We start from the raw sequence: 17,015 nt of genomic DNA, 5'->3' as shown, positions 1-17,015 counted from the left end.
AATAAATAGAGTGTCTACACGGTCAGGTAGTTTAATCAATAGTAAGTAGTAACAAGGTTTAAAATGGCAAAGGCAACACTCGAGCAATGGAGAATGTTTAAAGCTGTTGTAGAGCATGGTGGGTTTGCCGGTGCTAGCAGCGCGGTATTTAAAAGCCAATCAACCGTGCACCATGCAGTGCAAAAGTTAGAGTCGGCACTGCAAGTAAAATTGCTTGAAGTAAAAGGCCGTAAAGCGTATTTAACCGAAAACGGTAAGCTTATATTGCGCCGCGCCGAATTTTTAATAGATGAAGCCAGCAAAATAGAATCTGTTGCTAATACATTAAGCGAAGGTATTGAAAGCACATTAAAAATAGCGGTAGATGAAGTGTTTCCGCAGCATTTATTGTACCAAGCGCTAAGCCATATTAATGAGCAATACCCGCTGGTAAAAATAGAACTGATAGAAAGCGTACTTAATGGCGCAAACGAATTACTTACCAATGCAGTGGTCGACTTAGCAATTACCTCTATTGCGCTTTATGGCATTAATTGCCATAGCTTGTGCGATATAGAATTTATTGCCGTTGCGCACCCTGATCACCCCTTACACCAGCGCACTGAACCACTGACCTACAGAGAGCTTAAATTACACAGGCAAATAGTTGTTCGCGATTCGGCCACCCACACCAGCCACGACGACGGCTGGCTTGGGGCTGATATGCGCTGGACAGTAAGTCACTTACGTAACTCTATTGATATGGTTAGCCAAAACTTTGGTTATGCATGGCTGCCTAGTGCACAAATTAAACCTTATCTTAAAAACAACACACTTAAGCCCCTTAATTTAGAGCAAGGTACAACCCGCTCCTTAAAGCTTTATTTAATGTGCACCGACAATGACCGTTTAGGCCCCGTTGGCCAAGCATTTACTCAGCATCTCATAAGCTTGTGCAATAACGAGCCGGGCTAAGAGTTTGTCGGCTCATCTACATCAAGGTGATCAGCAACATAGGCTCCGCGTTTACCGCGTTCTTTAGCGGGGCCTTTGGTACTATCTTTCGCTGTTTGTTGTTCGGTTGCCGCATTTATTACCGCCCCAAGCGTAATAATATAGGCACTTATATAGAGCCACATTAGCATAATCACTACCCCGCCTAACGAACCATACGTTTCGTTGTAGCTTGCAAAGTGAGACACATAAAACGAAAAACCAATTGAGGCTAAAATCCATAATACAGTCGCAATACACGAGCCAAGTGTGATCCAACGCCATTTAGCGGGTTTTCTGTGTGGTGCATAGCGATACAAAAGCACCAATGCAAAATTAAACATAAAGGCGAGTAATGGCCACGATATTAACTTTATTAGTAAGTCTATACTTTCTTTTAAGCCCACTAAATTTAGTACTATGGGTAAAATACCTATAATTAGCAAAGCAAAAATAGCCACTAAAATAGCCCCTACAGAAAATAAAAAACGTACTAACTGAGCATGAAAAAATGAGCGTTTTTCGTATTCATGATAACTAATATTACAGGCAGTAATAAGCGCTTGGCTGCCTTTAGAGCTACTCCAAATAGTAAGAATAAGTGTACCAATTGCACTTAAGCTTAAACTGGCGTTTGAGGTTTGAGCCAAGCTCGAGACCTGAGATAAAATTAAATCGCTCGTGCTTTGCGGTAATAAGGTAACTATTTTACTCAGGTGTTCACTAATATCGGTGGGCGATGAAAAGTACGCATACACAGAAACCATTGCAGCAATAGCAGGAAAAATAGCAAGTAAGGCATAAAACGCAACGCCCGCTGCAACCAGCGATAAGTTGTCTTGGCTCATTTGCTTAAAAATACGTTTGGCTATGTCCCACCAACCAATAACCGGAATGTGCACTGGCTGCTCGGCATGTTGTCCCCGTTTAGGTTTGCTCATTGTTTGCTCCTTTTTAGCCTATTATCGAGCAAAAAGTTTGCCAAGCTGTGCTTTTGGCATTGGTATTAAACTTGCTGCTTGCTAGATTATTTAAAATACCAAGGTAATACGCCATGAACAGCCTTATAACTATGCTAATTGCAGTGAACACCACGGCTGTGAATGCCTTAAACACCCCAGAAAGCGTGCTCAGTTGGCAGTATTTATACGCCCAAAGTTTGCAATTACTTCACGCAACAGCGCAAATATTACCCACTCTTTTATTAGGTTTTATACTTTTAACTATTAGCTACTTTGTCGCCAGTCCTTTGTCTAAGCTGTTAGTAAAACCGCTCATTTATATGACCGACAGTAAACTTGTGCACTTAGTGGCCAAACGCGGGATTAGCATTTTAATTTTATTGCTGGGCGTGTATTTATTTTTACGTTTAGCAGGACTTACCGAATTTGCTATTGCCATTATGAGCGGTACCGGATTAATAGGCTTAATATTGGGCTTTGCCTTTAGAGACATAGCAGAGAACTTTATTGCTAGCTTGCTGTTGAGCGTTCAACGGCCATTTAAAATAGACGATGTAATAGAAGTCGATGGCCGCTTAGGTGTGGTTAAAAAGGTCACCGCTCGCGCAACCACCTTAGTTGATTACGATGGCAACCATATACAAATACCTAACGCCACGGTTTATAAAAATACCATTAAAAACCTAACTGCAAATCCAAAAATGCGTGCCAAGGTGGTGATTGGCATAGGTTACGATAACGATATTCGTTACTGCCAAACACTCGCCCTTGAAATTGCAAACAAGCAAACGGGTGTTATTACTGAGCCACCAGCACAAGTGCTGATCAATAATTTAGGCAGCTCAACAATTAACTTTAATCTGTTTTTTTGGGTTAACAGCGAACAACATAGTCCGTTAAAAGTGGCCTCGCAGTTAATGCGTGAGCTAGTAACCGAATTTACAGCGCAAAACATCAGTATGCCAGATGATGCCCGCGAGCGTATTTTACTCAGTGCACCTGATGAGAGTGATACACAAAAGCCCACCAACAAAGCTGAGCAACCTTTAACTGCTCAGCAAAGCTCTAAGCAGCTGCAGCAGCAAAATGAAACGGTTGATGATGTAAGTAGTGATACCGACGAAATTCGTGATCAAGCCGAAAAATCACGGGATCCTGAACAGGGTAAAAATATTATCTAAGTTAAACGTATAAGAAAAAATAAAACCACATACAGCCAATTTACAACTTAATAATGTTTTAAACCCTAAAAAATCAAAAAATATGATTAATTAATGCATTAAATATAACTTTTGTTATATCAATAATAAAAGTTATACACCTATCAACTCATTGATTTTAAATGAGTTATTTATAAACCATCATTTAAGCCGCCTTTAACCCGCCTTTCATTATTAATAATTATTCAAAAAGCTATATTAACAACCCACCAACCAAAAACAATAAAACCAATAACATTCAATACGTTATTAACAAAACCGTGCTTGGCATTATTAATGCAATAACAATAATCTAACAACTTTAGAGCTTAATTATGCACGAGTACAAACAACCCCTATCTAAAAAGGCTAACGAAAGCTTGTCCATAAAATTGCAAGCCCCTTGTGTGGCCTGTGCACGTGCCAGTGCAATATGCGCGTTAACGCCCTAAGCAAAAGTTAAATAGCTCCCACTAAATATTATAAATAATTGGAATAACACTATGACCAATACAACAAGTATTAATAACAACGAGCCTAAAAAAATGGCGCTCTGGCTAAAAATACTCATAGGTATGATAGCGGGTATTATTGCCGGCATGCTGTTAGGCAATAATGCTGAATATATAAAACCAATTGGCCAGCTATTTATTAGCGCCATTAAAATGTTAATTGTACCGCTTATATTTTGCTCATTAATTGTTGGTATTACCTCAATGAAAGACACCACTAAAATGGGTCGTATTGGTGTTAAGTCAATCGTATTTTATTTAGCCACCACCGCAGTAGCTATTTCGATTGGTTTGGGTCTTGGGTTGTTGTTTGAACCTGGCGCAGGCTTAAATATGGTTGCAACCACAGTGGCTGATGCTAAACCAAGCCCTACCTTAGTAGACACCATTGTAGGTTTAGTACCAAAAAACCCAGTGGGCTCATTAGCCTCTGGTAATATTTTACAAATTATAGTGTTTGCGTTGAGCTTAGGCATTGCTTTAAACCTAATTGGTGAAAAAGGCGAACCCGCTAGCAAAATGTTTGAAAGCCTAGCCGATGCAATGTACAAATTAACTGAGCTTGTAATGAAGCTAGCACCATACGGTGTATTTGCATTAATGGCTTGGGTATCTGGCAAGTACGGACTGGATGTTTTACTGCCACTTATAAAAGTAATTGGCTTAGTGTACCTAGGCTGCATTATTCACGTTTTAGTGTTGGGTGGCGGCTTTGTAGGCTTACTAGGCAAGCTTAATCCACAGCGTTTTTATAAAGGTATTATTGAAGCGCAAATTATTGCTTTTACCACCACAAGTAGCTCAGGTACTTTACCTGCCAGCATTAAATGCGCCACTCAAAACTTAGGTGTATCGCGTACTGTATCAAGCTTTGTACTGCCAGTAGGCGCCACTATTAACATGGATGGCACCGCTTTATACCAAGGCGTATTAGCACTGTTTATTGCCCAAGCCTTTGGTATTGACCTCACCACAACAGATTACTTAACCATTATAGCTACAGCTACTTTAGCCTCTGTAGGCACCGCTGGTGTACCCGGTGCAGGCCTTATTATGCTTTCGCTAGTACTGACCACCGTTGGCTTACCACTTGAAGGCATTGCAATAGTTGCCGGTATTGACCGAATTTTAGATATGGCGCGCACTACCATAAATGTAACTGGCGACTTAATGGTTACTTTATTAATTGGTAAAAGCGAAGGCGAGCTTGACGAAACCCTTTACAACCAAGATAACACAGCGGCTCAACCCGCTAAGCAATAACCCTCGATTTAGTAATTTTATAGAGAACAAACCATGACTAGTAAACTTATCTATTTACCCGTTGCATTAGGTGTTATTGCCTTAGCTAAGCCAGCCCATGCTGATATTACAATTGAAGGTTTAAATGGCCTTGAAGCCGTTAAGCTATTTGGCGATATGCGTATGCGCTTTGAGCGCACCGAAGGCGATACAATTGACTCAACAAGCCGCGCCCGTTTGCGTGCCCGATTTGGTATTAAATACGCAGCTACCGATAACTGGTCAGCGCAAATGCGCTTTAGAACAACCTCAAGCCAACACGATTCAACCCATCAAACCTTTGGTATCACCGATACCAGCGATAACGATGACTTTGGTTTAGACCGCGCCTTTATGAAGTACACAGGGCTTAGTAACACCCAAGTATATATTGGTAAAGCGGCACCCGTTTATATGCATTCATCAGAGCTGCTTTTTCGTGACGATATAGCGCTAGAAGGTGTACAAGCTAACTGGAGTAACAATACGTTTAGCGTTAATGCGGGGCATATTATTCTTGAAGAAAACGTCGATAATGGCGAAGGCAAGCGCGATGCTAGCTGGCAACAGCTACAAGGTGTATATGCTACAAGTTTTAATAACATTAACCTTAAAGCCGGTATTGGCGGAATTTTTGTTAGCGCCTCAGATACTGCCTATGCCAGTGCTGAGTCGGGTCTTGATGATGACCAAGCAGGCAACGTAATGACCTACAACCTTGATGTACGTTATGGCCCAGTGCGCTTTGCAGCCGATTACTACACAAGTGAAGCCGACAGCGAAAATACAGCGTTTACTGTACATGCTCGTTATCAAATTAATAAACAGTTTGGCCTGCGTTTTTACGTGCTACGTACCGAAGCCTATGCATTGCCTATGAACGGCGCGTTTACGCAAACTAATACTCCGGGTTCTTATACCAATATTAAAGGCACACGTGTACAGCTAGATTACAAAATTGCAGAGAACCTAAATGCCGATTTAAGATGGTTTAGCGTGGATAATATTAATAACGATATACCCACTAACAACAATGGCCGCGATCGCATTCAAGTAAACCTAAACATGAAGTTTTAGTACTAAGGCATGTTGACCAATCGTGATTAAATTTACAGTAGTGAGTTTAGTATTTAGCAAAAGCGATTATTAAGCCTACTCGCTTAAAAGCCAGCGCCTTGCTTAAACTGCCCTAGCTTGAAAAACGTTAATCTACACAGGTCAACATTCTCTAAATAGGCCCAACCAATAAAAGCGATTTAATAGCCGATATTAAATCGCTTTTATTTTATTAAACAGCCTTAAAAAGACATAACTGCCTTACAAAAAACCTTAATTAACAATTAATTTATTCTTATTTAGTTTAAAGTATAAATAGATAAGACTTAAAACCATGATAAATTCGTTAGTACCTAATTTATATAAAATTAAAATACAGACTATAGTCCCCTGCTGCCAACTAAAAACAACCTTTTTGCGGCTGTAAAAGGAACATAAACGCCATTTTATTTGTACTGTTTAGACAATTTACTAACGCACTACCACAACTAAAAAATGCAGAGGTTTACTCACTTGTTTATTAAACAAAACGCTTGGTTTTATGTATTAAAAATAGCGCTACTAAGCCTACTGGGTTTCAATAGCCTAAACTGCATTGCACAAGCTAATTTATCGCAGCCAAAACAAATTATAGTGGGCGGAGATTTTAACTACCCCCCTTATGAGTTTATTAACGAAGGTGGTGAACTTACAGGTTACAACGTAGAACTTAGCCAAGAAATAGCCGCTGTAATGGGGCTTAATATAAAAATAAAGCTAATGCCCTGGGCCGAAATAAGAGCCGAGTTTGACCGTGGAAATGTGGATATTTTACAAGGCATGGCCGCCACACCCGAGCGCACCGATCTGTATAACTTTAGCCCGCACACGTTTGTTAACCACTCTATATTTGCGCGCGACAATAGCCCTAAAATAACGCACTACAGCGAGCTTGAAAACTACCGCGTTATTGTACAAAGCAATGGCTCGGCATTTGATATGCTTAACCACTCAGGCTTAAACATTACCCTTATACCGGTTGAAACCCATGCCGATGCCCTGCGCTTGCTTGCCTCTGGCCGCTATGACTTTGCAGTGGTTTCAAACTTACCCGGTTTATATTTAAGTAAAAAATTGGGGCTATCAAACATCACTGCTATTTCTAGCCTAGAAAGAAACCGGCTTTATGGCTATGCCACTAAAACCGCAGATGAAGCGCTGTTATCGCAATTTACTCAAGGCTTAGCTATTTTAAAAAACACCGGCCGCCAGCAAGAAATTTACGATAAATGGTTTGGCCCGTTAAACGTATCACCTTGGTCTAAAGCCGGCGTAATAGCGGGTATATGTGTAGTGGTGCTGCTACTAATTAGCACCGTGGTGATAATTTGGAACAAAGCCCTGCGCAAAAAAGTAGAAAGCCGCACCAAAGAGCTACAAGCCCAGCAGTTACAGCTACTTCATGCAGATAAAATGGCCTCACTGGGGGTACTGGTTTCGGGAGTAGCTCACGAAATTAATAACCCATGTAGTATTTTAACGTTAAATTTTCCGTTTATAAAAGAAGCCTTTGAAGATGCAACAGACATACTTGATGAGCATCAAGCACGCCAAGGCGACTTTCTTGTTGCCGGTGTAAGCTATCAGCGCTTTAAACATATGCTGCCAGAAATTTTAGACGATATGCACATTGCCAGTAACAAGGTAAAAGGCATAGTAGAGGATTTAAAAAGCTTTGCCGTAAAAGGTGAAGCATCGCATGAGAAAACTGAGCAGCTAGATTTAAACCTACTAACAAACCGCTCTATTCGCTTAGTCACAAATCAAATTAAAAACTCTACAAACCACTTAGAGGTTAACTTAGCCAACTCACTGCCTGCGTTTAAAGGCAGCGGCAGCCGCATCGAGCAAGTAATCGTTAATTTAATTTTAAATGCCTGCCAAGCGCTTGAAGACAAATCGCAAAAAATTATTATCACCAGCTATTTCCATACTAAACACAATCAGGTTGTGCTGAGCATTGAAGATCAAGGCGTAGGCATTGATCAACAGCACTTAATTAAGCTCACCGACCCCTTTTATACCACCAAACGACAATCTGGCGGCACCGGCTTAGGGCTTTCTGTATCAGCGGGGATCGTGGCAGATCACCAAGGCCAACTCACCTTTAAATCAACCCTCGGTAAAGGCACAAAAGTAAAGCTATCACTACCCTTATTACAACACGAGAGTGAACTATGAATACTAATTTATATCCTAGTTTTGAGGTCCTCATTTGTGATGACGACAACAGCTTTTTACGAAGCATATCGTTTGCAATAGAGCGCTACTGCGGCATTAACAACATTGTACAATGTAATGATAGCCGCGATGTAATTGCCAAACTAAACCAAGGGAATGTTCGCGTTGTATTGCTTGATTTAAACATGCCACATATCAGCGGCGATGAGCTTATAGCGCAAATTACAGAGCTTTTTCCGCACATTTCGGTGGTGATCATCAGCGGCATTAACCAAGTAGAAGCCGCTGTAAAATGCATAAAGTTAGGTGCTTATGGTTATCATGTAAAAACAGAAGATCCCGAACGCCTAAGTAATAGCATAATGCAGGTGGTGCGTTTTCAAGAGCTAAACTTAGAAAACCAAGCCATGCGCGGCTATCTGCTAGAAAACCAAACAAGCCTGCATCCTGCGTTTTCTAAAATTATTAGTGTGGATCATCAAATGCATTCGGTGTTTAATTACATTGAGTCTATATCAAATAGCCAACAACCTATTCTTATTACCGGAGAAAGCGGCGTAGGAAAGGAGCTTATAGCCAGAGCCATTCACGAAACCAGTAGCTGCAGTGGCGAGCTTGTGTGTGTAAACGTAGCCGGCCTTGACGATAACTTATTTTCGGATACCTTATTTGGCCATAAAAAAGGCGCTTTTACAGGCGCTGAGCAAGCCCGCAAAGGCATGATAGAACGCGCATCAGGCGGGATACTATTTCTTGATGAAATTGGCGATTTAAACCTGGCCTCGCAAGTAAAGCTATTAAGGCTTTTGCAAGAAGGCGAATATTACCCAGTAGGCAGCGATACCCCAAAGCGCATCAACGCGCGCATTATTGCAGCCACCCACCAAAATTTACTCACTAAAAAAGAAAATGGCGAATTTAGAAACGACTTATACTACCGTTTAAAAATTCATCATGTAAATATTCCGCCGCTTAGAGAGCGCAAGCAAGATATAGCCTTATTACTCGAGCACTTTTTAACGCTTGCCGCACAAGAATTTAATAAACCGGTGGCAAGTATTCCAAAAGAATTATTAATTTTACTCGAAAACTACGCTTTTCCGGGCAATATAAGAGAGCTGCGCGCCATGGCCTTTGATGCAATGAGCACCCACCAAAGTGGCGCACTGTCTATGAAAGCGTTTGAAAGTGTACGCAGCGCCGTGCCTAAATTAGATATGCAAGCCCAGCTTGCCAAGCCGTTATTTGAGTCAACATCAACGCTACCCACTTTAAAACAAGCCGCAGAATTACTGGTAGCAGAAGCTATGAAACGTAGCAACTCAAATCAATCAATGGCAGCGCAACTACTCGGTATATCCCAGCCAGCACTCAGTAAGCGACTTAAAAAAGGACAGCCTGAGCCTTAAAAAACTACAAAGTACTTAATCAAATTTTAGGCACAAAAAAGCCCGCAGCGTTAACTGCGGGCTTTTTTGTTGAATGAGTGAATTAGCTTTAGGAGTTAACAGGGAGACTTAAATATAAGATATATAAATCAATATGTTATATCTTTTAGTGAATGTAAAGGCTTTGGCAAAATATTTGTGTACTTTTATAGATTAAACTTAAGTGTGTGGTCCATAGAAAGCTTTGATTTATCATTACCAACTTAAAATTCACCTTTCTCCTCTTCTAATAACTCTAAAACCTTTGCGCCTATTTTTCTTTGACTAGTATTAACCCACAAAATTTCTACTTGGACCATATCGCCAACATCAAAACTATCAATTTCGATTTCAATATCTTCATTTTTTATTCTACTCATGGCACCATCTTCAAAGTTAACGAAACAACAATAATCAACTTTGTTTTGTACAATAGCTCTGTGTGTTGAACCTCGCACATAAGTTTTTTCAGCCATAAACCAAGGATCGTCAGAGGCACGGTGTTTTGCAGCCTCAACTTTCTTTTCAATTTCGCTTAAGTTTAAATCTACTTTTTCAGTGCCGAATATATATTCTTCAAAAGGTGGTAGCTGTTCATCTTTGTTCTTTTTTAAACTCTCATAAAAGTCTATAGCGTTTAATAAAGAGTTTTGATAAGACATCTGATTATCTAAGTGCATAATCCGCTTTTTCACCTTTTCAGCTATTGGAGTCTCTGTGAGAGATTCTTCAGATATTGTTGCAAGGTAGGTAATATTTGATGCTAGATCTAAATGTATTTCTCCCGATGGAGTGATTTTTATCAGTGTACTTAAGCATAGGTTTTCTGTTTTAAAATCCTCGCTTACAATACAATTGCCCTTTACTAAATATAGAATTTCTTCAAATAGTGTATCTTCACTTATACCTATTTCATTTAAAGCTTTTACTACGTCTTTAATTGGATGGTAACCTTTAAATTTTCCTCGGCTAGTTTGGTTGTTACTCTTTAACCAAGTTAAAATTAAGAACCTAGAGAAGCTATTTATTGGAGAAGTATCATCTTTTCGATCGAATAAATTTTTAATATACGATCCCTCGCTTCCGTAGTACCTTTTATTAATTCTAAGTAATATAGTTAGAATTTTATGAAATGCGATTTTATGGGTACCCTCTGAGTGTCTGATTTTAAGGATTTCTGAGGAGTCTAAATGCGCACTATTACATAACTCTATAAATATTTCCAAAGCCCGCCTAATATTTCTACCGCTCAGGCCAACAATAATATTTCTTACAAAGTTATTATATTCAAAAATAGAACTTAAAATTGCAGTCAAATAATAAGCCCTATCCGATTTTGGATACTCAACACGAAATCCGTTTGGTAGTTCATAAGAAAGAGTTTCATTAGCTCCCCCCTCTAATTCTTTGAGGGATAGCTTTACCCGGCTTACTAATACTTGCTGTAATAAGGGAGGTTCAATTCTAAAAACTAAATCCTTCAACGCAGTATCTAAAGGGGGCAAGTGTTTATAGTTATCATAGGTCTCGTCCCTCAGTGGTAATATCACCAGACACCTTAAAGAATCCTGTATCCACTGAGCTACCTGAAACATTAATAGCTGTTCTTTGGTTTCTTTTTTATCACAATTATCTAAGACTATAATTAGAGTTCTACCACGCTCGGCACAGCAAAATCTAACGAAAGCGTTAGTAGTTAGAATTTCATCGCCTTTTAATCTTAAAATTTCTTCCCTTAACCCTCTTCTCCAATCTAACGAGCCTTCATCGAAATATGAGAGGTCACCTTTTTTAGCTTTATTTATTTCTGTAGCATACACTTTTTCGATAATGGATATATCGTCAAAATCAATCTCTTTTAACGTATTTTTACACCCTTCAATAACTTTCTGCCTAAGCCAAGAATAAATTTCGTCTTGGCTTAGGGGGGAGTTGTTCATATCGATTCTTACAGGTGCGACCTTTTCTGTAAGTGATTTATCTAGCGCTTTATTAAAAAGATAATCAATAAATGTAGACTTTCCTGAACCAACACTGCCAATAAGTAACATAACTTGTCGGTCTAAAGATTTTATATCGTTCAACTTTGAAATTATTTCACTGGGCTTTTCAGTATCCTCTAATTGAACTGCATCACTAATTGAAGTTGGATTTGCAGCACGAATTAACTTATCTATGGGCTCAATATAACGCTGTTTTCGGCGTGAACTTACGTATGCATTTTGAGAGACATACTTTCTATCATTATAAGATAAAGGATTAAAGATATTAGCTATTGCAGAGGTAACAGTTGCGCCGAAACTATTCCTATCGAGCTCTTCACCTTGAATTCCAGCTCCCCCTAGTAATGACTTTGCTCGGCTGTAAGAAGATGAAGCTGAAACTTTACTTAATTCCTTTTGCAAATGACTTTTAACTTTATCTACTGATAGAAAAACTTGCAACTCGTTCAAAGATTCACTAGTTGAATCACAATCAATGATTTTAATTTTATTTACTGGCTCTGCTTGATCTGAGTACCCATACCAAATCTCCTTATCATTTATTGCCAATACAAATTGGCAAGTATTAACGCCTGACTGAATTGATGAATTTATTTCTGTCGCATAAAGACGTGCTTCCCTATATGCTTCATCAAGTTCAATTTTTGGAGCTTTTGCCTCAATACAAATAGCGGGGTAACCATCAATAACAACTAAGTAATCAGGAAAATATAGTTTCCCTTCTTGTCCTTTGCCTATTTGTAGCCTTCGAATATTTGCCTTAGTTTTAATGTACATATCGTCAACACCAAGACCTACGGGATAGGCTTTATTGAGCATAGGATAAATAATCTTTTGCTCTACATCACTTTCATTATTTACTTGAGCTTGGTGCCACATATTCATCCTTAAATTTTTACTATATAAATGCCCTAACTCTGAGTCAAAAGTTAGAAAACATATTAAAATATCGCTGTTTATGAAGAGTATCTCAAATATAGGCTGTTTTTAAAGAATATTTATTTTAAAAGCATCAGCTACTTCTCTCAGCCTTTTCAAACTAGCACTACCGTGTGTGTACTTATCAGTTATCCTACCTTTTAAAAGTTCATGACCAACTATTTGTTGAATCAGTGAGAGATCAAACGAGTGGTTATTTCTAATATTACTTATGAAAGTATGCCTAAAGCTGTGCTAGCTGCGAAGTTCGTCTAGCTCATTCACACTTGGTATTTCAAGGTCTACAACTAAACGACCAAACCAACTAGTGATACTCTCAGCCGATGTTATCTCATATAGAATACGTTCTTGCGATTGCTCTACATACTCTAAAAAACCAAGCTCAATTAAACGCTTATGGATAGGGATTTTACGTTTTGCGTTATTAGTTTTAAGGCATTGTGATTCGTGTTCATCAGTTACTAATATGTAATTAATACCATCTTCAACACGGATATCAGGCTTTCTTAACTGATAAATTTCTGTGCGCCTTGCGCCTGTGTACATGGCTAATAATAGTGACCACTTTTGCCACGCATGTTTTGTTTGCATTGCGAACGCTTCAAACTTATTAAGTTCTTCGCTATTAAAAACACCACGTTTACGCTGCTTAAAGTCTCGTTTTATAGTACATGGTGAATGCTGAAATGCTAATGAGTGCTGCTAACAAATAGACGAAAGCTAGTAACTTATCTTAATTTTTAGGCACAAAAAAGCCCGCAGCGTTAACTGCGGGCTTTTTTGTTGAATGAGTGAGTTAGCCATATAAGCCGGGTTCTGTCCTTTCCGAAGAAAGTGATAATCATTCGTCTAGGCCATAAATCGCTCTATGGCTCAAGCAACCTACCCGGTTCCAACGTGGGCCACGCCATAAGGAACCCTATTTGGTCTTGCTCCGAGTGGAGTTTACCTTGCAACCAACTGTTACCAGTGGCCCGGTGCGCTCTTACCGCACCCTTTCACCCTTACCAACCCGAGGGTTGGCGGTCTCCTCTCTGCTGCACTTGTCGTGGGCTCACGCCCCCCAGCCGTTAGCTGGCACTCTGCCCTGTGGAGCCCGGACTTTCCTCCCCCTGATCATTTTCGTCACAGGCAGCGATTATCTTGGCTAACTCGGCGCGCAGTATACATGAGCTGTGCCTTGTACGCAGTAAAGATTTACTCTTTTTCGTCAATAATTGTTTTATACAGGGCGTTTTTCTTCATTCCAAAGTATTCAGCAACAATACCACAGGCTTTTTTCATCGGCATTTCGCTTTCAAGTAGCGCCAGCATTTTACGCGCCTCTGGCGGTATATCGTCTACTTGCTTGGGTTTACCTGGCAACATGAGCACTATTTCGCCGCGTTGCTTGGTTGGGTCATCAGTTAAAAATTGCTTTAACTCACTTACGCTACCATTAAAAAAGGTTTCAAAGGTTTTGGTTAGCTCTTTTGCAAATACCACTTGTTGCTCACTACCTAAGGCCGCTTCTAAATCATCTAGGCTTGCCATAATACGGTGGGTGCTTTCGTACATTATGCTGGTAATGCTTGAGTTTACAGCTTCTATGAAAAAGTCTTGGCGGGCTTTACTTTTAGCCGGTGTAAAGCCAATAAACTGAAAGCGATCTGTTGGCAGGCCTGAGCAACACACTGCAGTAATAGCAGCACACGCACCGGGCACGGGTGTTACATGCGCGCCTTGCTCGCGGCACAGGTTTACAACGGCATAACCTGGGTCGCTTATCAGCGGCGTGCCGGCATCTGAAACTAGCGCGATATTTTTGCCTTCGTTTAGCCAATCAATAATCTGCTGCGCTTTTTGTTTTTCGTTATGGTCATGTAATGCAAAGGTTTTAGCCTTTATACCAAAGTGGCTTAATAGCTTACCGGTGTGGCGCGTGTCTTCAGCAGCGATTAAGTCAACTTGCGATAATGTCGCGATGGCACGCTGGCTTAAGTCGTCAAAATTGCCAATTGGGGTGGCAACAATGTAAAGAGTGCCAATTTTCTGTGAATTCTCCTCATTTAACATTGAGGTCTCCTGCGTCAGTCAGTAATATAAGCAAATCGCGTTAACGTATTGGGAAATCATTGTGCGACTTAAACTTGTTAGTCTATTAATTATATTGTCAGGGTTATCGGCCTGTAGCACAACCGAAAAACCAACTAAAAATAGCGATAGCATTAACACCAGTGCGAATGCGCTGCAAAATCAAGCAACCAGTGCCGATGCTATTTATAAATTAGCGCTTAATCGTACCGGTGCCGACAAAATTCAATTGCTTTATAGTGCGCGTGATGCGGCTATTTCGGAGCAAAGCTGGCCGTTACTTGAAAACATTTGTAATGAGCTTGAGCAAACCCCAAGTGTAGATAAAATTCAGAACCGCTTATACATTGCTTATGCACAAAAGCAGCAAAATAAAAACGACCAAGCGCTTGTTATTTTGCAATCGCTCGATGGCCAACTTAAACAGCCTGAACACTTTGCTTGGCATCAATATTTAACTGCTAGCATATATGCATCGCAAAACTTTCCTAAGCGCGCCGCACCTTATTTTTTTAGAGCCTCAGAAACTGCGAATAAAAACAATATTGAGATCCCTGCTCTACAAAGTGCGCTGTGGGATAACTTAACAAAGCTGTCTTCTTATGCGCTGGAGCGCTTTAATCGTGGCTCTGTTATACAACAAGGTTGGACTAACTTAGCTTTATACCACCAGGTATATGCAAATAGCGGTGTAGAGCTTGACCAAGCCGTCAATAATTGGCGCCGTCGCTACCCTGGGCACCCTGCCGTAGCTATTTTACCCGAGCAAGATGAAGCCCTAGCCGACCTAGCACCAGTTAATATAGAGCGTTTAGCTGTACTTTTACCGCAATCAGGCGCAAATGAGCGTTTAGGTGACGCCCTAAAGGCCGGCATTTTGGCAGGGCTTGATAAGCAAACTATTAGCGACACTGTTTTTATAGATGAGAACCTTTCAACCCAAGTGCTAAGCGAGCAGCTGAGCCAATTTAATCCAGACTTTGTGATTGGGCCATTATTAAAAGCGAATATAGATAAACTTGCACAAGCTAAAACACTTATTGATACCCCAACATTACACTTAAATACATTTGATGGTGAGCGACTCTCGCTGCAACATTACTTTTTTGCTTTAAACCCTGAGCATGAAGTGCAGCAAGCGCTGGAGCACTTTTTAGCTAAAGGTTATCAAAAGCCTATGTTATTAGCGCCTAATAATGCCAATGGTCAGCGTTTGGTTGATTACTTTAATATTCAGTGGCAGCGCTATAGCGAAACAAAACCGCAAATTGGGTTTTATAACGATAACAAAGACATGCCAAACACAATTACAAGCTTGTTAGAGGTTGATAAATCTAAGCAGCGTATTAAAACGGTTAAGTCTTTATTTAAACAAGAAGTAGAAAGTGAAACCCGCTCTCGTAGCGATATTGATGCGATTTACATTTTAGGCGACGCTATAGAAACACGCCTGATAAAACCTTATTTAGATGTAAATGTAAGTACTTTTGCACAGCGGATCCCGCTTTATGCCAGCTCTAAAAGCCATAGTAAACAAATAGATCGCACCGATAAAGGCGATTTAGAAGGGCTTTACTTTACAGAGCTTCCGTGGATGCTTAATGCGACAGTTAAACAACATAATTTACGCAACCAATACAACACGCTGTGGCCTGAAAATGCCGATATAAGCCAACGCCTATTTGCCATGGCTTACGATGCCGTGTCGGTGCTAAGCGACATTAGGCAATTGAGTGTAATGCCCGGTAATAAGTTTACAGGCTTAAGTGGAAAGCTTTCGGTAAATACAAGCGGACACATAGAGCGTACGCTTGATTGGGCACAATACACAAATAGACGCATAAAAGCCGTACAGCTAGAAACAAAGCAGCCCGTGCCTTTATTTATGCAATCAGCCAACGAAAGCAATACGCTTACGTTTGATTAATCTGGAGCGGCTATGTCGTGGTTTAAAGAGCTGTGGCAAAATAGCCGAGAAAAAGGCCAGTACTATGAACGCCAAGCAGAAAAATACTTAACCCATGAAGGGCTTACGCCTATTGAGCGTAATTATTATTGCCCCTTTGGTGAGCTTGATGTAATTATGAAACACGGCGATACGCTTGTATTTGTAGAAGTTAAGTTTCGTAAAAACAATGCGAGAGGCGGTGCAAATTATGCCCTTGGCGCACAAAAACAAGCACGATTAAAACGCACTATTTATCACTACTTGGCAGCAAAAAACTTAACTAATCAGCCTATAAGAGTCGACTATGTTGCCATTACAGGTGAAGGCTCTGGCAATATAAATTGGATCAAAAGCGTACTTTAACAACACGCAAACAGATTAGTAAAACGCCCAGCAACAAACAAAAATGACGAATAAATTATT

General features: G+C 40.1%; 12 protein-coding genes and 1 other RNA gene. 8 read left to right on the top strand and 5 right to left on the bottom strand.

Features of this window, described 5'->3' with window-relative positions:
- The first annotated feature begins 63 nt into the window (after window positions 1–63).
- The gene (locus tag MTF68_RS08665) at window positions 64–954 is read left to right on the top strand and encodes a LysR family transcriptional regulator (RefSeq protein ID WP_004589125.1); all 891 of its coding nucleotides are present in this window, start codon (window positions 64–66) and stop codon (window positions 952–954) included.
- Here MTF68_RS08665 and MTF68_RS08660 read toward each other — a convergent pair.
- On the bottom strand, window positions 951–1,913 hold the full coding sequence (locus tag MTF68_RS08660; protein WP_004589124.1) for a YihY/virulence factor BrkB family protein: 963 nt from the start codon (window positions 1,911–1,913) through the stop codon (window positions 951–953). The genes MTF68_RS08665 and MTF68_RS08660 overlap by 4 nt on opposite strands.
- 131 nt (window positions 1,914–2,044) lie before the next feature.
- Here MTF68_RS08660 and MTF68_RS08655 point away from each other — a divergent pair, with 131 nt between their 5' ends.
- The 5 genes from MTF68_RS08655 to MTF68_RS08635 all read left to right on the top strand — a co-directional run bounded on the left by MTF68_RS08655 (window position 2,045) and on the right by MTF68_RS08635 (window position 9,611).
- Window positions 2,045–3,115, top strand: coding sequence for a mechanosensitive ion channel domain-containing protein (locus MTF68_RS08655; RefSeq protein ID WP_052026279.1), 1,071 nt, complete (start codon window positions 2,045–2,047; stop codon window positions 3,113–3,115).
- Window positions 3,116–3,636: 521 nt separating this feature from the next.
- Entirely contained in the window at window positions 3,637–4,908 is a 1,272-nt protein-coding gene (locus MTF68_RS08650; RefSeq protein WP_248462241.1) for a dicarboxylate/amino acid:cation symporter, read from the top strand.
- A gap of 33 nt (window positions 4,909–4,941) precedes the next feature.
- Entirely contained in the window at window positions 4,942–6,003 is a 1,062-nt protein-coding gene (locus tag MTF68_RS08645; protein ID WP_248462240.1) for a putative porin, read from the top strand.
- A 492-nt stretch (window positions 6,004–6,495) separates the two neighbouring features.
- Entirely contained in the window at window positions 6,496–8,202 is a 1,707-nt protein-coding gene (locus tag MTF68_RS08640) for a transporter substrate-binding domain-containing protein (RefSeq protein ID WP_248462239.1), read from the top strand.
- Window positions 8,199–9,611: a sigma-54 dependent transcriptional regulator gene (locus MTF68_RS08635; protein ID WP_004589118.1), complete on the top strand. Its 1,413-nt coding sequence runs from the start codon at window positions 8,199–8,201 to the stop codon at window positions 9,609–9,611. Before MTF68_RS08640 ends, MTF68_RS08635 begins: the two co-directional genes overlap by 4 nt.
- Before the next feature lie 242 nt (window positions 9,612–9,853).
- On the opposite strand, the gene MTF68_RS08630 is transcribed toward MTF68_RS08635, so the two are convergent.
- The 4 genes from MTF68_RS08630 to rsmI all read right to left on the bottom strand — a co-directional run bounded on the left by MTF68_RS08630 (window position 9,854) and on the right by rsmI (window position 14,626).
- Window positions 9,854–12,511: a type I restriction enzyme HsdR N-terminal domain-containing protein gene (locus MTF68_RS08630; RefSeq protein ID WP_248462238.1), complete on the bottom strand. Its 2,658-nt coding sequence runs from the start codon at window positions 12,509–12,511 to the stop codon at window positions 9,854–9,856.
- 294 nt (window positions 12,512–12,805) lie between these two features.
- The gene (locus MTF68_RS08625) at window positions 12,806–13,237 is read right to left on the bottom strand and encodes a tyrosine-type recombinase/integrase (protein WP_348983621.1); all 432 of its coding nucleotides are present in this window, start codon (window positions 13,235–13,237) and stop codon (window positions 12,806–12,808) included.
- A gap of 123 nt (window positions 13,238–13,360) precedes the next feature.
- Window positions 13,361–13,725: RNase P RNA component class A (rnpB, locus tag MTF68_RS08620), an RNA gene on the bottom strand.
- A gap of 43 nt (window positions 13,726–13,768) precedes the next feature.
- Entirely contained in the window at window positions 13,769–14,626 is an 858-nt protein-coding gene (gene rsmI / locus MTF68_RS08615; protein ID WP_024033320.1) for a 16S rRNA (cytidine(1402)-2'-O)-methyltransferase, read from the bottom strand.
- Window positions 14,627–14,687: 61 nt separating this feature from the next.
- Between rsmI and MTF68_RS08610 the strand changes: the two genes are divergently transcribed.
- The gene (locus MTF68_RS08610; protein ID WP_248462236.1) at window positions 14,688–16,571 is read left to right on the top strand and encodes a penicillin-binding protein activator; all 1,884 of its coding nucleotides are present in this window, start codon (window positions 14,688–14,690) and stop codon (window positions 16,569–16,571) included.
- Window positions 16,572–16,583: 12 nt separating this feature from the next.
- Complete coding sequence (locus tag MTF68_RS08605) at window positions 16,584–16,955, top strand: YraN family protein (protein WP_248462235.1); 372 nt, start codon at window positions 16,584–16,586, stop codon at window positions 16,953–16,955.
- Window positions 16,956–17,015 lie beyond the last annotated feature (60 nt).

Origin of the sequence: Pseudoalteromonas sp. 2CM37A (genome assembly GCF_023161885.1) — a bacterium.
Lineage (GTDB): Bacteria > Pseudomonadota > Gammaproteobacteria > Enterobacterales > Alteromonadaceae > Pseudoalteromonas > Pseudoalteromonas atlantica.
The sequence above is the reverse complement of the archived record's forward strand: the minus strand, read 5'-3'. Positions and strand labels throughout refer to the sequence as shown.

Bases quoted from the DNA above. Each gene is read 5' to 3' on its own strand.
- MTF68_RS08665 (WP_004589125.1), top strand. From the start codon at position 64: ATGGCAAAGGCAACACTCGAGCAATGGAGAATGTTTAAAGCTGTTGTA.
- MTF68_RS08660 (WP_004589124.1), bottom strand. From the start codon at position 1,913: ATGAGCAAACCTAAACGGGGACAACATGCCGAGCAGCCAGTGCACATT.
- MTF68_RS08655 (WP_052026279.1), top strand. From the start codon at position 2,045: ATGCTAATTGCAGTGAACACCACGGCTGTGAATGCCTTAAACACCCCA.
- MTF68_RS08650 (WP_248462241.1), top strand. From the start codon at position 3,637: ATGACCAATACAACAAGTATTAATAACAACGAGCCTAAAAAAATGGCG.
- MTF68_RS08645 (WP_248462240.1), top strand. From the start codon at position 4,942: ATGACTAGTAAACTTATCTATTTACCCGTTGCATTAGGTGTTATTGCC.
- MTF68_RS08635 (WP_004589118.1), top strand. From the start codon at position 8,199: ATGAATACTAATTTATATCCTAGTTTTGAGGTCCTCATTTGTGATGAC.
- MTF68_RS08630 (WP_248462238.1), bottom strand. From the start codon at position 12,511: ATGTGGCACCAAGCTCAAGTAAATAATGAAAGTGATGTAGAGCAAAAG.
- rsmI (WP_024033320.1), bottom strand. From the start codon at position 14,626: ATGTTAAATGAGGAGAATTCACAGAAAATTGGCACTCTTTACATTGTT.
- MTF68_RS08605 (WP_248462235.1), top strand. From the start codon at position 16,584: ATGTCGTGGTTTAAAGAGCTGTGGCAAAATAGCCGAGAAAAAGGCCAG.